General features: G+C 69.8%; 22 protein-coding genes. 14 read left to right on the forward strand and 8 right to left on the reverse strand.

Going from position 1 to position 21,446, the window contains the following annotated elements; genetic code table 11:
* The 6 genes from AC1DSA_RS11495 to AC1DSA_RS11520 all read right to left on the reverse strand — a co-directional run.
* Nucleotides 1-385: c-type cytochrome (locus AC1DSA_RS11495; RefSeq protein WP_477889168.1), on the reverse strand; the 385-nt coding region annotated here is incomplete at its 3' end.
* Nucleotides 385-870, reverse strand: coding sequence for a c(7)-type cytochrome triheme domain-containing protein (locus AC1DSA_RS11500; protein WP_477889170.1), 486 nt, complete (start codon nt 868-870; stop codon nt 385-387). The genes AC1DSA_RS11500 and AC1DSA_RS11495, both read right to left, overlap by 1 nt.
* A 31-nt stretch (nt 871-901) precedes the next feature.
* Complete coding sequence (locus AC1DSA_RS11505) at nt 902-2,806, reverse strand: hypothetical protein (protein WP_477889172.1); 1,905 nt, start codon at nt 2,804-2,806, stop codon at nt 902-904.
* Between the two features lie 24 nt (nt 2,807-2,830).
* Nucleotides 2,831-3,907, reverse strand: coding sequence for a peptidylprolyl isomerase (locus AC1DSA_RS11510; RefSeq protein WP_477889174.1), 1,077 nt, complete (start codon nt 3,905-3,907; stop codon nt 2,831-2,833).
* A gap of 99 nt (nt 3,908-4,006) precedes the next feature.
* Nucleotides 4,007-4,810: a cytochrome c3 family protein gene (locus tag AC1DSA_RS11515; protein WP_477889175.1), complete on the reverse strand. Its 804-nt coding sequence runs from the start codon at nt 4,808-4,810 to the stop codon at nt 4,007-4,009.
* Nucleotides 4,811-5,076: 266 nt separating this feature from the next.
* Nucleotides 5,077-6,264, reverse strand: coding sequence for a 6-bladed beta-propeller (locus AC1DSA_RS11520; RefSeq protein WP_477889177.1), 1,188 nt, complete (start codon nt 6,262-6,264; stop codon nt 5,077-5,079).
* Nucleotides 6,265-6,395: 131 nt separating this feature from the next.
* Between AC1DSA_RS11520 and AC1DSA_RS11525 the strand changes: the two genes are divergently transcribed.
* Together AC1DSA_RS11525 and AC1DSA_RS11530 are read left to right on the forward strand one after the other, a co-directional pair.
* On the forward strand, nt 6,396-7,556 hold the full coding sequence (locus tag AC1DSA_RS11525) for a c-type cytochrome (RefSeq protein ID WP_477889179.1): 1,161 nt from the start codon (nt 6,396-6,398) through the stop codon (nt 7,554-7,556).
* Nucleotides 7,540-8,742 carry a c-type cytochrome gene (locus AC1DSA_RS11530; protein WP_477889180.1) on the forward strand — a complete coding sequence of 401 codons (1,203 nt, stop codon included), beginning with the start codon at nt 7,540-7,542 and terminating at the stop codon, nt 8,740-8,742. The genes AC1DSA_RS11525 and AC1DSA_RS11530 overlap by 17 nt, the downstream gene beginning before the upstream one ends.
* A 696-nt stretch (nt 8,743-9,438) precedes the next feature.
* On the opposite strand, the gene AC1DSA_RS11535 is transcribed toward AC1DSA_RS11530, so the two are convergent.
* Nucleotides 9,439-9,744: a c-type cytochrome gene (locus tag AC1DSA_RS11535; protein ID WP_477889182.1), complete on the reverse strand. Its 306-nt coding sequence runs from the start codon at nt 9,742-9,744 to the stop codon at nt 9,439-9,441.
* Nucleotides 9,745-10,069: 325 nt separating this feature from the next.
* On the opposite strand from AC1DSA_RS11535, the gene ccmA reads away from it, so the two are divergent.
* Genes ccmA through AC1DSA_RS11565 form a run of 6 tightly spaced genes read left to right on the forward strand, consistent with a single transcriptional unit; the run spans nt 10,070 to nt 13,229 of the window.
* Nucleotides 10,070-10,669, forward strand: coding sequence for a cytochrome c biogenesis heme-transporting ATPase CcmA (ccmA, locus tag AC1DSA_RS11540; protein WP_477889184.1), 600 nt, complete (start codon nt 10,070-10,072; stop codon nt 10,667-10,669).
* Nucleotides 10,670-10,710: 41 nt separating this feature from the next.
* Nucleotides 10,711-11,331, forward strand: a complete 621-nt coding sequence (gene ccmB, locus AC1DSA_RS11545; protein WP_477889571.1) for a heme exporter protein CcmB — start codon at nt 10,711-10,713, stop codon at nt 11,329-11,331.
* Nucleotides 11,328-12,074: a heme ABC transporter permease CcmC gene (gene ccmC, locus AC1DSA_RS11550; protein ID WP_477889186.1), complete on the forward strand. Its 747-nt coding sequence runs from the start codon at nt 11,328-11,330 to the stop codon at nt 12,072-12,074. The genes ccmB and ccmC overlap by 4 nt, the downstream gene beginning before the upstream one ends.
* Nucleotides 12,074-12,262 carry a heme exporter protein CcmD gene (gene ccmD, locus AC1DSA_RS11555; protein WP_477889188.1) on the forward strand — a complete coding sequence of 63 codons (189 nt, stop codon included), beginning with the start codon at nt 12,074-12,076 and terminating at the stop codon, nt 12,260-12,262. Before ccmC ends, ccmD begins: the two co-directional genes overlap by 1 nt.
* A complete protein-coding gene (gene ccmE / locus AC1DSA_RS11560; RefSeq protein ID WP_477889190.1) occupies nt 12,259-12,702 on the forward strand; it encodes a cytochrome c maturation protein CcmE in 444 nt (147 codons plus the stop codon). Before ccmD ends, ccmE begins: the two co-directional genes overlap by 4 nt.
* A complete protein-coding gene (locus AC1DSA_RS11565; RefSeq protein ID WP_477889192.1) occupies nt 12,699-13,229 on the forward strand; it encodes a DsbE family thiol:disulfide interchange protein in 531 nt (176 codons plus the stop codon). The genes ccmE and AC1DSA_RS11565 overlap by 4 nt, the downstream gene beginning before the upstream one ends.
* A 31-nt stretch (nt 13,230-13,260) precedes the next feature.
* On the opposite strand, the gene AC1DSA_RS11570 is transcribed toward AC1DSA_RS11565, so the two are convergent.
* Nucleotides 13,261-14,820: a S8 family peptidase gene (locus AC1DSA_RS11570; RefSeq protein ID WP_477889194.1), complete on the reverse strand. Its 1,560-nt coding sequence runs from the start codon at nt 14,818-14,820 to the stop codon at nt 13,261-13,263.
* A 199-nt stretch (nt 14,821-15,019) separates the two neighbouring features.
* On the opposite strand from AC1DSA_RS11570, the gene cuyA reads away from it, so the two are divergent.
* From cuyA to AC1DSA_RS11600, 6 genes are all read left to right on the forward strand, one after another.
* Nucleotides 15,020-16,057 carry a D-cysteate sulfo-lyase gene (cuyA, locus tag AC1DSA_RS11575; protein WP_477889196.1) on the forward strand — a complete coding sequence of 346 codons (1,038 nt, stop codon included), beginning with the start codon at nt 15,020-15,022 and terminating at the stop codon, nt 16,055-16,057.
* Between the two features lie 65 nt (nt 16,058-16,122).
* The gene (locus AC1DSA_RS11580) at nt 16,123-17,490 is read left to right on the forward strand and encodes a sensor histidine kinase (protein ID WP_477889198.1); all 1,368 of its coding nucleotides are present in this window, start codon (nt 16,123-16,125) and stop codon (nt 17,488-17,490) included.
* A 3-nt stretch (nt 17,491-17,493) separates the two neighbouring features.
* On the forward strand, nt 17,494-18,891 hold the full coding sequence (locus AC1DSA_RS11585; RefSeq protein ID WP_477889200.1) for a sigma-54-dependent transcriptional regulator: 1,398 nt from the start codon (nt 17,494-17,496) through the stop codon (nt 18,889-18,891).
* A 235-nt stretch (nt 18,892-19,126) separates the two neighbouring features.
* A complete protein-coding gene (locus AC1DSA_RS11590) occupies nt 19,127-19,786 on the forward strand; it encodes a hypothetical protein (protein ID WP_477889202.1) in 660 nt (219 codons plus the stop codon).
* 18 nt (nt 19,787-19,804) lie between these two features.
* Nucleotides 19,805-20,560, forward strand: coding sequence for a hypothetical protein (locus tag AC1DSA_RS11595; RefSeq protein WP_477889204.1), 756 nt, complete (start codon nt 19,805-19,807; stop codon nt 20,558-20,560).
* A 47-nt stretch (nt 20,561-20,607) separates the two neighbouring features.
* Nucleotides 20,608-21,300: an aspartate/glutamate racemase family protein gene (locus AC1DSA_RS11600; protein WP_477889573.1), complete on the forward strand. Its 693-nt coding sequence runs from the start codon at nt 20,608-20,610 to the stop codon at nt 21,298-21,300.
* The last annotated feature ends 146 nt before the right edge of the window (nt 21,301-21,446 follow it).

Consider the following 21,446-nt stretch of genomic DNA (forward strand, 5'->3'; position numbering starts at 1 on the left):
GTGCAGGCGCGGGCGCCGCCGCGGGTGCCGGCGCGGGCTTCGCCGCGGCCGTGGCGGCGCCGCCGCTGGACTGCGACAGCATGTAGGCGATCGCGTTCTGCAGCTGCTGGTCGGTGAGCGTGGGCATGGCGCCCTTGGGCGGCATCCCGCCCTTGCCGGCCTTGGCGCTGGCCAGCAGCGCGGCGATGCCGCCGGCCGCGCGCGGCTTCCAGGCGGCGGCGTCGCCGACCTTGGGCGCGCCGAGCACGCCGGTGCCGTGGCAGGCGACGCAGCCGCCCTCGTAGGTGGTCTTGCCGGCGGCGAGGTCGTCCGCGGCCACTGCGGGGCCGGCGATCCAGGTGAAGGCCGCGGCGGCGAACGCGGCGAGTGCGAGGCGGGGATGCATCACTTCTTCCCTCCTGCCGGTGCGGCCGCAGGGGCAGCCGCCGGGGCGGCGCCTGGCGCCGCGGGCGCGGCCGGCGCGACCAGCGAGTTGGTCGTGCTCTCGTGCACCTGCGTCGGCGTGCCCGGCTTGGCCGAGTGGCACATGTTGCAGTTCTCGATGCTCCAGGCGACTTCGCCGTTGTGGCAGGCGCCGCAGAACTGGCCGTCGATCACCTTGACCATGTTGATCTCGTTGCCGCCCGCCTTGAACTTGAAGCCCAGGTCGGCGTGGCACACCTTGCAGCGGTAGCGGATGCGGTGGAACCAGTGGGGAAACACCACCGGGCGCATGGCCGCGGCGTCGGAATAGTTGTTGATGACCACGTCGCCGTACTCGGCGCGCGCCTCGGTCGCCAGCAGGCCAGCGAGCACGCCGCCAGCCAGCATCAGCAGCAGGGCGGCCAGTCGCCGGGCCGACGCGAACGATCCCATGCTCAATGTCGACATCTCATCCTCTCTTCATCGTTCTTTTGCCGCATCACTCGCCAAAGCTGCGCTGGATGCGGAACATGAGGGCCTCGCGGCGCCGCCCGTCCACGGAGGACAGGCGCAGGATCGCCTGGGCGTCGATGCGTCCGACGCTCCAGTCCAGGCGGTTTTCCCACAGCTTTGTCTCACGATCGGGAAGCGTCAGCAGGGTTCCTGGCTGTTTCAGCACATCCTGGGCCAGCCTCAGGCGCGACTCGAAGCGCAGCCGGGGCACCCCGAACAGGCGCTGGTGACGGTAGACCACCTCGCCGCTGGCGGCCGAGGCGCCCTGCCGCGAAAGCGGAACGCTGGTGACCCCATCGAGCCGGGTGGCGTTCTCCTGCCAGGTGCGCTGGTAGGTCACGTCGCCCGTGAAGGAACGCTGGTTGTCCAGCTCGAAGTTTCCGGAAAGCTGGAAATTGAAGAGCTGGAAGCGGTTGTCCGGTCCCTGCAGGGCGATCGAGTCGCTGTAGGTGACCCGCGCGTAGGCGTTGCGGTCGCTGCCGCCGGAATTCCACGTTCCGGAGAGGGTGTTGAGCAGGGCCGTGAGATCGGTCAGGCCGAGCGCGGCGGCGTGCGACAGGTTGCTGCGGATCTGGGTATAGGACAGCGTCTGCCCGGCGTTCATGGTGAGCGTCGACAGCTGGCCGGTCGACCAAACGCGCGTGAGCGTGTGCCCCAGCTGAAGGTTGAGTGCGGTCTGCTGCTCGCTTTCCACGCCACTGCCCTGGGTGCTGGTCGCCCCGACGGTTCCGCCGGTGAACCACTCGTAGCGGGCGCCGCCGACGCTGACCGAATCGCCCTGGTAGTTGGCGCCGAGGCTGCCCGCCAGGCCGTTGACGTCGCTGCTCCCGCTGCGCGTGGCGTTGAAGCCGCCGTTGGCGGTCAGGCGCAGGTTGGGGCTGTAGTCATAGTTGGCCCCGAGGGTGGCGCCCCAGGTGTCCAGCGTCGTGTTGCTGAGGTCCTCCCGCAGTTGCAGCGCGCGCGCAGTGCCGGTGAGCTGCAGCGGCGAATTCTCGCGCCGCCAGAGGCCGACGCTGGACCACTGCAGCACCTGCAGGTCGTTGCCCACGCTGGCGGTGTTTTCCTGGGTGCGCGTGTAGTTGGCGGTGGTGTCCAGCGACATCGCCGTGGACGGTACGAAGTTGTGGCGCGCGATGAGCGTGCTGTAGCGGCTCTCGTCCTGGATGCCGGTGGAGCGCGCGTGGCTCTTCGAGCCGTTCAGGTTCAGCTCGTTGTACTTCCAGTGCGTGTTGAAGTCCGCCGTCACCAGGTCCTGTGTTGCCTTGAAGCCGAGCCCGTTCTGCTCGCGCCGGTCGTAGCCCGCGTTCAGGTCCCATGCGCCGCCCACGGGGCGGTAGCGCTGGGAGAAGCCGATGTTCTGCGTCTGGAAGTTGAAGGTCGAGGCCAGCCCGCTGTCGATGCGGCTGTCGTTGCGCTCCACGTGCGCCTCGAACGGGAAGCGGCTCTGCGGGAACACGTCGATGCGGCCATAGCCGGTGGCGAACTGCTCGCGCGTGCGGATCTGCTCGTGCAGCGAGGCGTCGATCTGCAGCGGCCCGTCCGGCGCCGAGCGATCGGGATGGTCCTGGGTCCAGCTGCCGGTCAGCCCCAGGCTGCCGCTGACGCGCGCGAACCAGGGCTGGTAGATGAAGGTGCGGGCGCCGATGTTGCCGGTGATCAGCTGCGACAGCGCGCTGCCTTCGCCGTGCGCGCGGGTGGCGCGCACGTCGTAGGCCAGCGACCCGTTCCAGCCGATCGGCGGGATCAGCCATTCGCGAGACTCGGTGCTGTCGGCCGCGGGGACGCCGCCCTGGGTGGCGTCAGCGGGCGCAGGGCCTTGCTGCGCGCCGGCGGCCGTTGCGGCGGCGGCACAGGCGATCAGTGTGAGCCATGTCCGCCGCGGAGACTGCATTCACCACCTACTGCCGGGGGGCGGTCAGCGGACCGGCGTGGATTCGCCGGCCTTGGCGAGCGGGAGGAAGCGCGATTCATCGAACTTGACCGGCGTGTCCTTGCGCAGCTTGGCGAGCAGCGCGGTCCACTGTTCCTCGCCCTTGTCGCGCAGGTACAGGTCCTTGCAGCGGTCGCGCACGCTGTCGAGCGAATTCAGCACGGGGGGCTTGCGGGCCTGCAGCTTGAAGATGCCGATGCCTTCCATCAGCGCAAGGGGCTCGCTGGACTCGCCCGGCTTGAGCTTGTCCACCGCCTTCTGCGCCGGCTCGGGCAGCATGCCCGCGTGCACGTAGCCCATGTCGCCGCCCTTGTCGGCGGACGGATCGCCGGAGTGCAGCTTCGCCAGGTCGGCGAAGTCGGCGCCCTTCTTCAGGCGGGCGGCGATGGCCTTGCCTTCCTCCATCGCGCCGTCCCACTTGGGCTGCGGCGAAGAGGGGTCGACCTTCAGCAGGATCATCTGCAGGTGGACCTGCTCGGGCGAGGTGAACTTGTCCTTGTGCGACTGGTAGTACTGCTCCAGCTGCGCGGGCGTGGGCTCGGCCGCGGTCTTCACCTGCTTGACCAGCTGCTCCTGCACGCTGTCGCGTTCCAGCTTGGCCTTGAGCGCGGGCAGGGTCTGTGCGCGGTTCGTCTTCCACTGCGCGCTGTCCTTGTAGCGCTCGTCGTAGCTGGCGATGGTCTTCTGCACCGCCGCCGCGTCCGGCTGGATCTTGCGGCGCTTGGCTTCGCGCGTCAGCAGGATTTCGTCCACCAGCTGCTGGCCGACCTCGCGCTGCAGCTTGGCGACTTCCGCTTCGGGCGGCTTGCCGTGATAGAACTTGCCGCGCGCGGCCTGCGCGAAAGCGACGTCGTATTCCTGGTGGCTGATGACGGTGTCGCCGACCTTGGCGAAGGGCGCGGCCGGCGCTGCGGCGGCGTGACCCGGGGCCGGGGCGGCCTGGGCGTTGGCGGCGGCGGGAGCGGCAGCCGCATGCAGGGCGGCGAACGCCAGCCCGGCAGCGACGGCGATCGCGCGCAGGCGCGGAACGCTGGGGTCGCGGCGGATTCGATCGTTGGTCATCGCAGGTCTCCGTAGTTGGAAAAAAGGGCCCCTCGGGGCCCGATTGACTACCTGTCTGCAAGACACGTGCCGGGCGCTGGGCCCGGCACATTTGCTTGCTTACTTCACGTGGCAGGCGAGGCAGACCGCGCTGCCGGCGTTGCTGACGCGCAGGAACGTCGGGTTGGCATTGGTGTGCGGGTCATGGCAGCTGGCGCACTCGACGAAGGGTTCGGCTTCGGTCTGGCCGGTGTAGCCCGCAGTCGCCGCACGGGTGTACAGCAGCATGTCGGTCTTCTGGCGCGAACTGTTCGGTGCCGCTTCGGTATCCACCCACCACACCGTGGTGCCGTTGATGTCCGAGTTGGACGGCATCTTGAAATCGGCGTCCTTCAGCGTGCCGGTCTTGGCAGAGACGCTCAGGCCGCCGCCGCCGTACTGGATGCCGACCGGGTGGTCGTTCTTCAGGTCCTGGCCGATGTTGGTGATCTGACCCGTCACGCCCAGGGTGCCACCGGTCTGGTTGGCGCCGCTCCAGGTGCCGGCCATGGCCGCGCCCGCGGGGTTGTAGCCACCCGAGCCCGGCGCATTGATGACCGTGCTCATGGAGGTCACGCCGTCATGGCAGGACAGGCACGCGATGGACACGGAGCCCACCGGCGCGACCTTGCCGTCCAGCGACGACGTGCCGAGGCTGTCGTAGGTCGTGAAGGACGCCGGCGCCGGCAGCACACGGTTCCAGAGAGGAACGGCGGCACTGGTGTCCGCACCGTGAGGCGTGTGGCAGAACACGCAGATTTCAGCGGTGCCGCTGAACTTGTTCACGCCCGTGCCGGTCGTGCCCAGGTTGTGCTTGGTGTCCTTGATCTGCGCTTGCGCAGGAAGGCTCGTTGCCACCCCGGCCACGGCGAAGGCGAGTGCCATCGCCAGGGTCCCGAGGCCCCTGCTTGTCGTCGCTCTCGCGACCCATCTCTTCCAGCCCATATCCATCTCCTTGAGGTTTGTGACGAGCCGCGGAACCCTCCCGCAACCATCGCTGAGGCTTCGCATCTCCCGTGCCAGCCCGGAAACGTTCGTTTTCACCCTGAAACACCCCACGACTTTGATCTCCGTCAAATCCCCGGGGGTGCTGCTTCCGGATTCCGGGAATCGCTGCAGGCCGATTCCCGGAATCCGGCACCCCACGGAGTTCAGCGCGCGGCCGCCGGCGTCGACGCTGCGCGCTGGGCGGCGGGAGCTGCGGGCGTGGCGGAGGCGGATGCCGCAGCGGTGCTCGCGGCCGGCTGGTCGCCGTAGCGGGCGGTGGCGGCGAGCTCCGCGGGACGGAACACTTCGACCTTGCGGAAGAACTGGTCCACCATGTAGATGCGGCCATCGCTGTCCACCGCGATGCCCGAGGGAAGCATGAACTTGGCTGGCCCATCGCTCGAGCCGCGCGCTCCCACGTCCAGCAGCAGCCGGCCTTCGGGGTCGAAGATCTGGAAGTTGCCGAAGGCGGTGTCCACCACGTAGAGGTTGCCCTTGGCGTCCACCGCGATTTCCTTGGGCCGCGAGAACTGGCCGCTCTGCCGGCCGATGGCGCCGAAGGTCTTCAGGTACTTCCCGTCCTTGTCGAAGACCTGCACGCGGAAGTTGCCGCCGTCGACCACATACAGCAGGCCGTCCTTGCCCACCGCCGCGTCGCGCGGCAGGTTGAATTCGCCGGGGCCGTCCCCGCGCTTGCCAATTTCGAACAGCAGCTTGCCGGTCTCCATGTCGAGCGCCTGCACCTTGTGGTCCGGCTTGTCGACGCCGCCCGCGTCCACCACGTACAGGCGCTTGCGATCGTTGTCGATCGCCAGGCCCACCGGGCGGCTCCACTTGAGGTCCTGTCCCATCATCCGGAGGAACTTGCCGCTGGCGTCGTAGACGTGGATGCGCTTGAGCGTGCCGTCCACCACGTACAGGTTGCCGGCCGCGTCCAGGTCCAGGCCGAAGGGCATGCGCAGGGCGCCCGGATCGTCGATTCCGATCCGCGAGAACTTCTTGGCGTTCAGGTCGAACACCGCGATGTTGCGGGCCACCGTGTCGCCCACGTAGATCTTGCCGTTGCGAGCGGCCACGCCGTAGGGCTTGTCCATGCCCTGGCCGGTGCGCACCTCGCCGGTCACCATGCGCCGCAACGCGCTGTCCTTGTCGTCCGCCGTGACATCGGCGCTACCATAGATCGTGCGCTCCCAGAGGATGCGGGCGGCTTCCGGCGGTGGTGGGTACGCGGGCGGCTCGAAGGCCTTTCCGGACGACGCCTTGGGCGCCTCCGCGCAGCCGGCGAGCAGCAGCAGGCCGCACATTCCCAGAACCGCGCAGAGGCGGCTCGCTTTCGAGAATCGGGGGTTCATTTCGGGGGGCCTCCAGGGGGAAGACCGGCGTGGGTCACCGGCGTGAATGGCCCCAAAACGCAAGCGCCGTGCCACGCCGGCGCGGGGTGGCATCGAAGTTGCACGGGATGTCCCATCTGTTTGGAGTGGACATGTTCACAAGCTCAAGTTCGCCGCGTTCCGCCCGCATCTGGCTGGCAGCCCTCGGCTTCCTGGCGGCCGCCTGGATGGCGAGCCCGGCCGTGGCCGGCAATCGCAGCAATGACGCGCCGCAGCAGACCCCGGCGGCCCTGTACCACAATTACTGTTCGGTGTGCCACGGCGACCAGGGCGACGGCCAGAGCCGCGCGCAAGGCAGCATGAAGCCGCCGCCGCGCGACTTCACCACGCCGCAGTCGGCGCAGGAGCTCACGCGCGAGCGCATGATCGCCGCGGTCAAGACCGGCGTGCCCGGCACGGCGATGGTGGGCTGGCAGTCGCAACTGAGCGACGACCAGATCGCCAAGGTGGTCGACTACGTGCGCAACACCTACATGGCCGCCAGTGTCGCCACGGACGGCAGCAAGGGCCGCCAGATCTATGCGCGGGTCTGCTCGGTCTGCCACGGCGACCGCGGCACCGGGTCCATGTGGGCCAGCGCCAACCTGCGCCCGGCGCCGCGCGACTTCTCCTCGCCGCAGGCCAAGGCCGAACTCTCGCGCGACCGCATGATCGCGGCCGTGGCCGCCGGCCGGCCCGGCACCGCCATGAACGGCTACGGCAACCGCCTGAACAAGGAAGAGATGGAAGCGGTGGTCGACTACATCCGCACGGCCTTCATGCGGGTGGAAGGCACGCCCGGCATTTCCGGCACGCACGCCCGCGGCATTCCCGCCGCGGAAGCCAAGGCTGCGGAAAAGGCGGAGAACGCCGCGAAGGAAAAGGCCGGGAAGGTGGCAGCGGCCGCGCCCGCGCCGTCGCCCGCCGCCGTCAAGGCCAGCATGGCGCTGCCGCTGCCGAACGGCCTCAAGGGCGACGTCGTTGCCGGCCGGAAGTTCTACGACGCCAACTGCGCGACCTGCCACGGCGTCAAGGGCGACGGCCAGGGCCCGCGCGCCTACTTCATCAACCCGAAGCCCCGCATCTTCACCAGCGCCGAATCGCGGGCCATCCTGAGCCGGCCGGTCCTGTTCGCCGCCACCGCGGAGGGCCGCCGCGGCTCGGAGATGCCCGCGTGGGACAAGGTGCTCAACCCCCAGGAAATCGCCGACGTGTCCGAGTACGTGTTCCGCGCTTTCATCCAGCCGGAGAAAGGCAATGTGGCCAAGAAGTAAGAGGCAGGGTGGCGGCACGGGCGCCGGAGCGCTCTTCGCGCTGCTGGGCGTCCTGCTGGCCGGCCTGGTGGCATGCGGCGACCGCACCGGAGGCATCGCCGGCGCGCCGCCCGGGGCATCTGCCCCACGCGCCGCCGCGGCGCCCTTCGCGCCGCCCAGCGAAGCGACGATGGAGCTGGGGCGCGCGGTCTACAACTTCCGGTGCTACTTCTGCCACGGCTACTCGGGCGATGCCAAGACGCTCGCGTCGACCTACCTTGCGCCGAAGCCGCGGGACTTCCACGCCACGAAGCCGGAAGACATGCCGCACGCGCGCGTGCTGGCGGCGGTGCGCAACGGCACGCCGGGCACGGCGATGAAGGGCTTCACGGGCATCCTCACCGACGCCGAGATGGAGGCCGTCTCGCAGTTCGTGCGCCAGGAATTCATGGTCAAGCGCGCCGAGAACACGCGTTACCACACCACGGAAAACGGCTGGCCGGACCATGAGCGCCACGCGGCGGCCTTCCCGTTCGCGCGCGGCGAGCTCGCGATCGACACGCCCTGGGACAAGCTCACGCCGGACCAGCAGCAGGGCATGCGGCTGTTCCGCAGCGCCTGCATCACCTGCCACGACCACGGCAAGGTGAACGATCCGGGCAAGGTGTGGGAGTCGCGGCCCGTGAGCTTCCCGCGCGACGCCTACTGCAGCAGCTGCCACCAGGACGTTCCGCGCTCCGAGCCGCAGGGCGTCGGGCATCCGCAGCGCCAGTCCACGCACACCTTCGCCGAGCGCGACGGCAGCGTGCCGGTGCGGCCGCCCACCCGGCCCGAGGCGCAGGTCGCCGCCAACTACGTGGTGCACGACACGCCGCCGTTGCTGGTGAAAGCCAGCGCGCAGGAGCTGCAGGGCGAGAAGCTGTTCCAGAAGAACTGCGCCTTCTGCCATGCGGGCGACGGCAGCTCCAAGGGCTGGATCGGCAGCTTCCTGGAGCCGCATCCGCGCGACCTGACGGATCCACAGCAGATGAAGGACATGACGAAGCAGCGCCTGGTTCGCTCGATCAGCGAAGGTCTGCCCAACACCTCCATGCCCGCATGGAAGTCGGTCATGAGTGCTGCCGACATCGACGCGCTGGCCGCGTACATCTCCAAGGCCTTCCATCCGGTGCAAGGAGTCGCTTCCACGCAGGCCGCGACGCGTTGAGCACCGCGACGCGCAACCGCCGTCGCCAGGGGCGCGTGCGCTCTGCCTCCTTGCGGGGACGCCGCGCACGGCCGGGTCGCGGGGCGATGGCTACGGCGTTCGGGGTGCAACGTCGCGCACGGCCGGGTCACAGGGCGATGGCTACGGCGTTCGGCGCGCCTGCTGCGCAGTCGCTACCGAATGCCCCGCGCTGGACGGGGCGGTTCATTGGTGCCTGTGTGGGCCGCAAGACCATCCACCGCGGGCGCCTGTGCTTTATTCGCCCCGTGACCCGGCCGTGCGCGACGTTGTGAAGCGCGGGAGTGTGCCAGCAGTCGTGCACCAGTGCTCTGATGCAAAGCTGTGCGTGGGCGGGCTGCGGCGCGAATAAGGCACAGGCGCCTGCGGTGGGTGACTCCGCGACCCACGACGGCTGCGGACCAGGCACGGCGGAACCGGGTCGCGGGGTCGCCCAGCGCAGGGAATTCGGTAGCACCGCGCAGCGGCGCACCGAACGCCGTAGCCATCGCGTCGCAGCCCGCCCACGCGCAGCTTTGCCGCCCCGAAAGCAGCAACCCGCCCACGCGCAGCCTATGCCGCCCCGAACCCACCTCGCCACATGCAGCAATCCGGCGAGCGGACGAAGAACGAAAAAGCGGCCCGAGGGCCGCTTTCCGGAGGGCTGGGGGATGCCGTTGCAGCATCCCCGGGAACGTCTTACTTGGCTTGCGACAGGATGTAGTCGACGGCGGCGCTGATGTCGTCGCCGCTCAGGGCAGCGTTGCCACCCTTGGCCGGCATGGCGTTCTTGCCGTTGGTCACGGAAGCCACCAGGGCGGCCTTGCCGGTCGCCACGCGGGGCGCCCAGGCTGCCTTGTCACCCAGCTTCGGGGCGTTGGCCACGCCGGCGGCATGGCACATCGCGCACGTCTGCTCGTACACGGCCTTGCCGTCCGCGGCCATCGCCGTCGTCGCCAGGCCCATCGTCGCCAGGGCCAGGAGCCCCGTTGCAATACTCTTCATCACTGAAACTCTCCAGGAGGGTTGAGGGAAACCGCAGCCAAGTTGCAAGCCACATGCCGGAAGAGCCGGCCGGAAGAGCCGTCCCCCCGGCGCGGCCCGAAACTTGATCGCGGTCAAGCTTCCGGGGCCACGTGCTCCCTCCCGGGCGGGGCCCTTACGGGGGGCTTGCGGGCGGCTTGCAGGGGACTTTCAGGGGAACGCGCGCCGCTCTCGCGGGAAGGAATGCGGCGCCCGGTTTTTTCCTGCGTTTGGGAAGCCGCACTGCCGCCGCGAACTCCCCGCGCTCTGGACGAGGTGCGGCATGTACCTTGCGTTACGCTTGGCCATGCTCAGCGTTCACGACCTGGCCTGCGTGCGAGGCACGCGCCCCCTCTTCTCGGGAGTCGATTTCTCCATCGGCCCGGGCAGCTGGGCCCATGTGCGCGGCGCCAACGGCGCCGGCAAGACCAGCCTGCTGCGCCTGCTGGCCGGGCTGGCGCAGCCCGATGCCGGCGAGGTCCGCTGGAACGGCGAACGCGTCGGCGGCGAGGATTTCCGCCGCGCCCTGATGTACCTGGGGCACCGCGCGGCCGTCAAGGAGGACCTCACGGCCCTGGAGAACGTGCGCTTCGCCGCCGAGATGGATGGCGTGGACCTCGGTGAAGACCAGGCGATGGATGCGCTGGCGCGCTTCGGCCTGGGCGGCCGCGAGGACCTGCCCGTGCGCTTCCTGTCGGCGGGACAGAAGCGGCGCGTGCTGCTCGCGCGCACGGTGACGCGCCCGGCGCCGCTGTGGATCCTGGACGAGCCCTTCACTGCGCTGGACGTGAAGGCGGTCGACTTCATCTCCGGCCTGATCGCCGACCACGTGAAGACCGGCGGCATGGCCGTGCTCACCAGCCACCAGGCGATCCCGCTGCCGCCCGGACAGGTCGTGGACCTGTGAAGGCCTTCCTCGGGATTGTCCGCCGGGACCTGCTGCTGGCGATGCGCCGCAAGGCGGAGGTGCTGACCGCTCTGTTCTTCTTCGTGATCGTGAGCAGCCTGTTCCCGCTGGGCATCGGCCCGGAGCCAGCGCTGCTGCGCAAGATCGGCCCCGGCGTGCTGTGGGTCGGCGCGCTGCTGGCGACCATGCTGGGGCTGCAGCGCATGTTCGCCGCCGACCATGCCGACGGCACGCTGGAGCAGATGGTGCTGTCCAGCGCGCCGCTGCCGCTGCTGGTGGCCGGCAAGATCGCCGCCCACTGGCTGGTGTCCGGGCTGCCGGTGGTGCTGCTGGCGCCGGTGCTGGGACTGCAGTTCGACCTGGACGCCGACGCGCTGGTCGTGCTGACCGCCGGCCTGCTGGTCGGCACCCCGGTGCTTTCCCTGCTGGGCGCGATCGGCGCTGCGCTCACACTCGGTGTGCGGGGTGGCGGCGCGTTGTTGAGCCTGCTGGTGCTGCCGCTCTACATCCCGACGCTGATCTTCGGCGCGGGCGCGGTGCAGGCGCACCTGTCGGGGCAGGGGGCCGGCGGCCACCTGTCGCTGCTGGGCGCGCTTCTTGCGGTTAGCTTGTTTTTCGCGCCGTGGGCAACCACGGCAGCCCTGAGGATTTCGCTGGAATGAGTCATCGATTGATCAACTGGTTCCGTTTTTCCAGCCCGGTGAACTTCTATCCCGTGGCCGGGAAACTGATTCCCTGGTTCTGGATGCTGGCCGCCCTGTTCGGGCTGGCCGGCCTGTGGCTGGGCTTCTTCGTCGCGCCGACGGACGCGCAGCAGGGCGAGGGCTACCGCATCATCTTCCTGCACGTGCCGACCTCGTGGATGTCCATGTTCATCTACGTGGTGATGGCGGTCTGGGCGGCGGTCGGCATGGCGTTCAACACCCGCCTGTCGTCCATGGTGGCGCTGGCGCTGGCGCCCACGGGCGCGCTGATGGCCTTCCTGTCGTTGTGGACGGGCGCGCTGTGGGGCAAGCCGATGTGGGGCGCCTGGTGGGTCTGGGACGCGCGCCTGACCTCCGAGCTGATCCTGCTGTTCCTGTACCTGGGGTTCATGGCGCTGCATGCGGCGATCGACGAGCCGCGCCGGGCCGACCGCGCCGCTGCCGTGCTGGCGCTGGTGGGCGTGGTCAACGTGCCCATCATCTATTTCTCGGTGAAGTGGTGGAACACCCTGCACCAGGGCTCCTCCGTGTCGCTCACCAAGGCCCCGTCAATGGCACAGACCATGCTTTGGGGTATGTTGCTGATGGCGCTGTGCTTCTGGATGTATTCGATCGCCGCGGCGCTCATCCGCCTGCGCGCCGTCATCCTCGAGCGCGAGGCCCATACCGACTGGGTGTTGCAATTGCCGGAGGCCGCGTGATGCAATGGAACTCGCTGTCCGACTTCCTCCACATGGGGGGCTACGGCCTGTACGTGTGGGGCAGCTTCGGCGTCAGCGCCGCGGCGCTGGTGGTTGAACAGCTGCTGTTGAAACGCCGGACCGACGCGATCGTCCGCAGCCTGCGGCGGCGCGCGCGGGCGGAACGCATGGATAGGGAACTGGCATGAAGAACTGGCAGAAGCGCGGCGCGATCATCGCCGGCGCCCTCCTGGCCCTGGGCACCGCCTCGGCGCTGGTGCTCAACGCGCTGAACAGCAACATCGCGCTGTACGTCACGCCCACCGAGGTGCTGGACGGCAAGGCGCCGGAAGGCCGCGCCTTCCGCATCGGCGGCCTGGTCAAGCAGGGCTCGCTCAGGCGCGAGAACCTCACCGCGCACTTCGTGATCACCGACACCGTGAAGGACATCAACGTCTCCTACACCGGCCTGCTGCCCGACCTGTTCAAGGAAGGCAAGGGCGCGGTGGTGCAGGGCCGGCTGGAATCGGGCGGTCAGTTCAAGGCCTCCGAGGTGCTGGCCAAGCACGACGAGAACTACATGCCCGCCGAGGCGCAGCAGGCGATCGACAAGGCCAAGAAGCACCAGAGCCAGAGCAGCCTCAAATGAAAATCAAGCTGCTGATCCCGCTCGCAATCTTCCTGGTGATCGCCGTGTTCCTGGGCGTGGGCCTCACGCGCGATCCGCGCAAGCTGCCCTCCACCATGATCGACCGGCCCGCGCCGCAGTTCACGCTCAAGCAGGTGAGTGCGCCGGACAAGACCTTCTCGCCGGCCGACATGAAGGGCCAGGTCTGGATGCTCAACGTGTGGGCCTCGTGGTGCACCGCCTGCCGGGTCGAGCACCCGCTGCTGGTGGAGATCTCGCGCTCCAATCTCGTCCCGCTGATCGGCCTGGACTACAAGGACCAGCCCGAGGACGCGGTCAAGTTCCTCGCGCAGCAGGGCAACCCCTACACGCTGTCGGCGCTGGACCTGGAAGGCCGCGTGGGCATCGACTACGGCGTGTACGGCGTGCCGGAGACCTTCATCATCGACAAGAACGGCCGCATCCGGCACAAGCAGATCGGCCCGATCACGCCGGAAGCCCTGCAGCAGGTCATCCTGCCGCTGATCGCGGAATTGAAGCGCTCCTGACCTGCGCGGCCGGAGCGCCGGCCCGCAAACGTCAGGGCCTGGCGATCACCACGGACGAAACGGCGTTGGCGCCGGCGTCGTAGGTGTAGCCGGTCCCGCCGATCCCCCGCACGCTGAACTGCGTCTGCGCCGTGGTGCCGCTGATCGCGCCGCTGGCGACGCTGCAGGAGCCAGCCGTGCTGGTCGTGCAGCCGAGCCCGGTGCCGCCGACGCTGAAGTCGCCCGTCACCACCGCGCCCGCCACCGGGGCGCCCGCGCTGTCCTTCACCGCGACGCTGACGTTGGCGCGCCAGTTGCGACCGTGGCGCGAGGCGCTGCCCGAGAGCGAAGCGACCGAGACCGCGGCGCTCGGGACCGGCGCCGGCGGCGGCGCCACCACCGCCGACAGCCCCGTGTAGATCAGCGCATTGGGTGAACCGGTTCCGGCATTGGCAACGAGGCCCGTGGTCGCCGCGGACTTGATCGCGGAGGCCACGGCGGCCGGCGTGGCGCCCGGGTTGGATTGCAGGAACACCGCGGCCAGTCCGGTCACGTGGGGCGATGCCATCGAAGTGCCGCTCATGACCGCGCTGCCGGTGTCGGAGCCGTTGCTGGCCGACGTGATCGAGTCGCCCGGCGCGAAGACGTCCAGGCAGGTGCCCCAGTTGGAATAGCTCGCGCGCCCGTCACTGCTGGCGGTGGCGCCGACCGTCAATGCCGACGGCTCGCGCGCGGGCGACGCCGTGCAGGCGTCGGCATTGCTGTTGCCGGCCGCGACGGCCATCGTGATGCCCGCGCTGACGGCCTTGGCGACCGCGGCGTCCAGCGTCGAATAAGCGCTGCCGCCCAGCGACATGTTGCCCACGGCGGGCAGCCTGGCGTTGGCGATCATCCAGTCGATGCCGGCGATGATGCCGCTCACGCTGCCACTGCCGTCGCAGCCGAGCACGCGCACCGGCACCAGGCTCACGCCCTTGGCCATGCCCCAGGTCTGGCCGCCGACCGTGCCGGCGACGTGCGTGCCGTGGCCATGGCAGTCGTTGGTGCCGTAGCCGTCGTTGATGGCGGTGTAGCCGGGCAGCATGCGGCCCTGGAACTCCACATGCGTGCCGCGGATGCCCGAGTCGAGGATGAACGCCTGCACGCCCGCGCCGGAGTCGCCGTAGCTGTAGGTTCCGCTCAGGGGCAGCTGGCGCTGGTCGCTGCGGTCCAGGCCCCAGGTGGCGCCGGCCTGGACCACCTGCGTGCCGGTCATCACCCCATCGGGCTCGACGATCTCGACGTCGGGGTCGCGCTCCATCGCCCGCAGGAAGGCGTCGACGGCCGTCGGCGGCACCGTGGCCGCGAAGCCCTTGATCGCCCGCTCGAACACGTAGTGCACCTGGGCGCCGTGGGCGGCCGCGATCTCGCGCCCGCGCGCTCCCGGGGCGGCCACGCCGTCCTTGAACTTCACGATGTAGCGCGTGCCCGCCGCCGCGGCGGCCGCCGCGGCGTCGGCATCGGCGATGCGCGCCGACTGCAGGTCGGTCGAGGACGTGTCGCCGCCACCGCCGCCACAAGAAACCAGAACCACCGCTGCCGCGATGGCGCCGAGCCGGCGTGCGAATCCCATTCCAGAAATCATTGCGTCCCCAAAAAAGAAAAGCGGCCATCTCCAGGCCGCGAACGCGCGAGTGTGCGCGAGCACGGCGCGGTCCGCCATGGGCGGCGGCATCCGCGCTGCCCTTGGGTTAGCCTTGCGTGCCTTATTCACGCGATGCCGCCTCGCGGCCTTTCATTCGCTTACGATCATTCGAAACGAGAGACACGCCATGGACCTTTCCCGCTTTCCCCGTCGCCGCTACACCAACTTCGCGACGCCGCTCGAATTCCTGCCCAACTTCACCCAGGCGCTGGCCGCGAGCTGCCCCGGCGGCAAGGGCCCGCGCATCTGGATCAAGCGCGACGACATGCTGGGACTGTTCCCCGGCGGCAACAAGACGCGCAAGCTGGAGTTCCTGGTCGCCGACGCGCTGGCGCAGGGCGCCGATACGCTGGTGACCTGCGGGGCGCCGCAGTCCAACCACTGCCGCATCACGCTGGCCGCCGCGGTGAAGGAAGGACTGAAGTGCCGCTTCGTCATCGAGGAACGCGTGCCCCACAGCTACGACCTCCATGCGAGCGGCAACAACTTCATGTTCCGGCTGATGGGCGTGGAAGCGATCACGGTCGTTCCCGGCGGCAGCAACATGGCCGCGGAGATGCAGAAGATGGCCGAGGACGTGGCGCGCGCCGGCCGCAAGGCCTACATCATTCCCGGCGGCGGCTCCAACGCCATCGGCGGGCTGGGCTACGTCGCCTGCGCGCAGGAACTGCAGCAGCAGCTGTTCGAGCAGGGCATTGCGATCGACCGCGTGGTGCTGGGCTCCGGCAGCTCCGGCACGCACGGCGGCATGGTCGCGGGGTTCCTGGGCAACAACATCCGCATCCCCATCACCGGAATCGGCGTGAGCCGCGACCCCGCCGACCAGGCGCCGCTGGTGCTGAAGGAGGCGCAGGCCACGCTGGACCTGCTGGGCGTCGCGCTGAAGGTGAAGACCGAGGACGTGCAGTGCGTGGGCGGCTACTGGCAGCCGAAGTACTCCGTGCCGAACGCCCGCATGGTGGAGGCCGTGCAGATGCTCGCGCGAACCGAGGGCATTCCGCTGGACCCGGTCTACACCGGCAAGATCATGGCGGGCCTGATCGGGCTGGCGCGCCAGGGCGAACTGCGGGCCGGCGAGAACGTGCTGTTCCTGCACACGGGCGGGCTGCCCTCGCTGCATGCCTACGAGCGCGAGGTCCTCGGAGAGACCGACCTGCCCGCGTGACGGTATCCGTGCAGGGCAGTCGGGCACGCCCTGCGCGCAAGGCCCGTCCTGCACAATGGCCGCACATGGACGGAGCCGCGACCTTCAGCCTGCGCCGACGCTTCGGGCTGACCAGCCTGCTGGTGATCGTATGCATTGCGTTGGGCCTCGGCTGGCTGCTGTCGCAGATGCTCACCGACCGCATGCTGCGGCGCGAGGGCGAGGTCAGCATGGAGTTCATCCGCAACCTGCTGGTCACCGACCGCTCGGCGGGCTTCCTGCAGCACCCCGGGGATCCCCAGCTGCAGGAGCGCTTTCTCGGCTCCATGGAGCACCTGTCCTCCATGACCGAGCCGGTGCGGGCCAACGCCTTCGGGCCCGACGGCCGCGTGGTCTGGTCGACCGACAGCAAGCTGATCGGCCGGCGCGATGCCGACAACGACGAACTGAAGGAAGCCCTGCGCGGGGACCTCGTCGTGCACAGCGGCACGCTCGGCGCCAGCCGGGAGAAGCAGGAGCACGCCGGCCTGTCGCAGCAGACGCACTACTACGTCGAGAGCTACATTCCCGTGCTTTCGGCGGAGCAGCCGGGGCGCGTGATCGGCGTGATCGAGCTGTACAAGGTCCCGGTGCAGCTCGGTGAGGCCATCCGCGAGGCGGTGCTGCAGCTGTGGCTCGCCTGCGCCGGTTCGGCGGCGGTGCTGTTCCTCGCGCTCAATGGCGTGGTGCGCAGTGCCGACCGCGTGATGCGCGAACAGCAGGCACGACTCGCCGAGTCGCAGGCGCTGTCCAGCGCGGTGGAGCTCGCGGGCGCGGTGGCGCACAACCTGCGCAATCCGCTCGCGTCCATCCGCACGGCCGCCGAGATGATGGACGGCCGGGCGGCGCAGCCCGAGCAGGCCGAGCACCGCGACGACATCATCGCGTCGGTCGACCGCGCGGACCGCTGGATCACGGAGCTCGTGCGCGTGTCCCAGGCCACGCAGCTGCCCCTGGAATCGGTGGAACCGCTGCCGATGTGGCGCGACTGCCTGCAGGAATTGCAGCCGGAGATGAACCGCCAGGGCGTGCTCTGGGACCTGCCGCCGAAGGCGCCGCCGCCGGTGCGCGCGCATCCGGCGATGCTGCGCCAGATCCTGCTGAGCGTGCTGGCCAATGCCATCGAGGCGATGCCCGGCGGCGGGCCGCTCGCGATCGGCTGGCGCACCGACCACGGCCGGCTGGCGATGACGGTGGACGATTCGGGCGCGGGCATCAGCGAGCAGGCGCGCAAGGCGCTGTTCCGGCCCTTCTTCAGCACCAAGAGCGGTGGGCTGGGCATCGGCCTGGCGCTGGCGCGGCGCACGCTCGCGCAATGGGGCGGCACGATCGAGCTGCAGTCGCGCGACGGCTCGGGCAGCCGCGTGACGATCACGTTGCCACTGGCGGCGGCGGTGGCGGAAGGAGACGGCTGAAGCATGGCGCAGCTGCTGGTGATCGAGGACGAACTGGTGCTCGCGAAGAACATCGCGCGCTATTTCGAACGGCAGGGCCACTCCGCCGTGGTGGCGCACGACGGCCGCCTGGGCGTGGACATGGCGCAGCAGAGCCCACCCGACGTGGTGATCGTCGACTTCCAGCTGCCCGGCCTGAATGGCCTGGAAGTGATCCGCGAACTGCGCCGGCTCGACGCCGAGGTGCGCATCGTCATGATCACCGGACACGGCAGCATCAACCTCGCGGTGGAGGCGATGAAGGCGGGCTCGATGGACCTGCTGACCAAGCCGCTGTCGCTCGCTTCGCTGGACGAGGTCGTGCAGCGCGCGCTGAAGGAGCGCGCCGAACGCACGGTGCTGCGCTACTACCAGGAGCGCGACCAGCAGCACGCCAGCATCCATGCGCTGGTGGGCGAATGCCCGCAGATGCACAAGCTGCGCGAGCTGATCCAGGCCGTCGCGCAGTCGGAACCCACCGACGGCTCGCCGGCGCCAGCCGTTCTGGTGCAGGGCGAGACCGGCACCGGCAAGGAACTGGTGGCGCGCGCCTGCCACCTCGCCAGCGCGCGCGGCAGCGGCCCCTTCATCGAAGTGAACTGCGCGGCGCTGCCCGCGTCGCTGATGGAGGACGAGCTGTTCGGCCATGAGAAAGGCGCCTTCACCGATGCACGCACCCGCAAGGTCGGACTGATCGAGGCGGCCGATGGCGGCACCCTGTTCCTCGACGAAATCGGTGAGCTCGAGCTGGCGCTGCAGGCCAAGCTGCTGCGCGTGCTGGAGGACCTGAAAGTGCGGCCGATCGGCGGGCTGCACGACCGCAAGGTGAACGTGCGCATCGTCGCCGCCACCAACCGCGACCTGGCGAAGGAAGCCGAGGCCGGGCGCTTCCGCAGCGACCTCGTGTACCGCCTGAGCGTGTTCCAGGTCCGCATCCCGCCGCTGCGCGAGCGCGATGGCGACGTGCTGCTGCTGGCGCGCGAGTTCCTGCAGCGGCTGGCCACCCGCTATGCGCGCCCGCTGCTCACGCTGGCCGAAGACGCGGAGGCGGCCCTGCTCGCCTACCGCTGGCCGGGCAACGTGCGCGAACTGCGCAACTGCCTGGAGCGCGCCGTGCTGATGCAGCGTGGACCGCTGCTGCACGCCGAAGACCTCGGCCTTCCGCTGGTCGCGCCGGCATCCCCGGTCGACGCACCGCGCGACGCACCGCGCGAGGCCGGCATCGCCGTCGGCTCGCTCGACGCGATGGAGCGCCAGCACCTGCTGGACGCGCTGGAGGCGAACCACTGGAACGTGAGCCTCGCGGCGCGCGCCCTGCAGGTCAGCCGCGACACGCTGCGCTACCGCATGGCCAAGCACGGCCTGCAACGCGCCGAGCGCTGAAACGATTGAAACGGTCCGACACGGAAATGGGTGGGTGAAATCACCCATGGGGCTCCGGTTCGTGGGGGTTGGGGCTCGCTTCCCGCCTGTTTTCGGCGAGAAACCGTGAAGTAAGTCACGAAAAGACGGGTCTCCATCGCTAAAAGTGCGTTTTGCACAGTTGGCACGGGCGATGCAAAGGAAAGAGGGCGAGTGCAACCCACCGCTTCCTTCAGCCAACCCGAGAGGATCCATCATGAACGTCTTCCACCTGAGCGCTTCCTACCTTGCCGTCGCCCTGGCCACCGCCGCGATGGCGGCTCCCGTGCCGTCCGCCTCCGAGCGCAGCGCCGCCCAGACCCGCCTGAACCCGATCGTGGCCCGCGAGGCGGAGCCCGGCGACGACCACCACAAGGGCCGCCGCCTGAGCGACGAGCAGGGGCGCACGAACGTCGCCCGCGAGGCCGAGCCGGGTGACGACCACCACAAGGGCCGTGGCCGCCTGAGCGACGAAGCGCCCACGACCATCGCCCGTGAAGGCTCCGAAGGCGCGCGTGGCGAAGGCTCGGGTCACCCCGTGAGCGACCAGGCGCGAACCACCATCGCCCGTGAAGCCTCCGAAGGTCCGCGTGGCGAAGGCAAGGGCCACCCGGTGAGCGACGAGGCGACCACGACCATCGCCCGTGAAGCCTCCGAAGGTCCGCGTGGCGAAGGCAAGGGCCACCCGGTGAGCGACGAGGCGACCACGACCATCGCCCGTGAAGCCTCCGAAGGTCCGCGTGGCGAAGGCAAGGGCCATCCCGTGAGCGACCAGGCGCCAACGATGATTGCCCGCGAAGCCTCCGAAGGCCCGCGCGGCGAAGGCAAGGGCCACCCGCTCACCGACGAGCTGCCGGCCGGTGGCCAGGTCGCTTAAGCAGAGCGGGAGCCCGCCATGCTGCGCACCGCCACGGTCCGTCGCTGCTTCGCCTGCGGCCTCGCCGCGGCAGCTGCCGCTTCCGCCGGGGCGCAGCCTGTCGAGCCGGACGGCGTCGATCTTCCGCCGTCGCGCCGGCTCGACGGAACCACCGCCGAAGAGGCCGCAACCGGAGCGGGCCGCGATCCGGACCGCGACCGTGTCCCGGTGTCCGCACTGACCGTGCCGGGCCGCAGCCGCAGCAGGGCCGACCTCCCGGGACTGCGCCTGGGCGGTACCGCCGCAGCCGCGCCGCTGCCGGCGGGGCCGCAGGCCGGCGCGATGAACATCAACGTGCCGCTGCGCGCGGCGGGGCCGGATGCGACCGGGCTCAACCTGCTCCTGAAATTCAGGACGCAGGCCAGCGCCCTCGCACGCGGCGTCGGCACCGGCGGCACCGGCTACGAGGCCCAACTGAAGTTCGTCCGGCCGCTGGGCGACTGGAGCGCGTTCGGGCACCTGGCGTACCAGGGCAGCGACGTTCCGGCCGCCGGTGCCTACCGCGAGCCCTGGCGCGCCAAGGTCGGAGGCCTGCGCAGTTTCGCGGGCGGCCACGAAGCCGGCGCGTCCCTGGAGTACCGCCAGCCGACTGGAGGCTGGGCGCCCGTGCGCGAGATGTCGGCGTTCGGCGCGCTGCGCTCCGGCGACTGGCGCTACCAGCTGTCCATGACCCGCAGCCTGGCTCAGGGCAGCCCCGACATGAGCGTGAGCATCAGCGTGCGGAGACATTTCTGATCGTCGCTGCTTCTGGCACCATGCGCGTTCCAGCGCGCGGCCACGGCATGTTCGACCACATCGGCATCGTGGGCTGCTCCGCCGAAGGAGCAGCCCTGTGCTACCGCACCGTGTGTGCGGAGGGTGCGCTGCTGCTCGGCCCGCACCGGCATCCGGAGGTGTCGCTGCACACCCCCTCGCTGCACCGCTACGTCGAGTGCCTCGATGCAGGAAACCTGGAAGGCGTCGCCGAGCTGATGCTGGACTCCGCCGGGAAGCTGGCACGCGTCGGCGCCGATTTCCTCATCTGTCCCGACAACACGATCCACCAGGCCTGGCATCTCGTGCAGGAACGCTCGCCGCTGCCCTGGCTGCACATCGCCGACGTGGTCGCGCGCGAAGCGGTGCGGCGCGGCTTCCGCCGCCTCGGCCTCACCGGCACGCATTGGCTGGTGGAGAGCGACGTGTATCCGCGGCAACTGGCCCTCCACGGACTGGCCTGCGTGCGGCCGCAGCCAAACGAGCGCGACGCAATCGGCCGCCTGATCATGGAAGAGCTGGTGTGCGGCATCCAGACGCCGGGGCAGGTGCGCTACCTGCAGGGCGTGATCGAGAGCATGAAGACGCAGGGCTGCGACGCCGTGATCCTGGGCTGCACGGAATTGCCCCTGATCCTCGACGACGGCAATTCCCCCCTGCCGACGCTGGATTCGACGCGGCTGCTGGCGCGCGCGGCGCTGCAGCGCGCCATCAACGCCTAGGAGCCGGCAAGGGCAGGCTGCTCGCAGGGACATGCGATGGACGCCCCCTGCGCGCAGTCCTAGAGTCGCGGCTCCAGCTCCGTTGCCGGTTGGGAGCAACCGTCCAGCAGCAAGCGCGCCAGCAGGCGCCCCCGGACGCCGCCACA

The sequence above is a fragment of the Ramlibacter sp. P4_H7 genome (assembly GCF_056400765.1).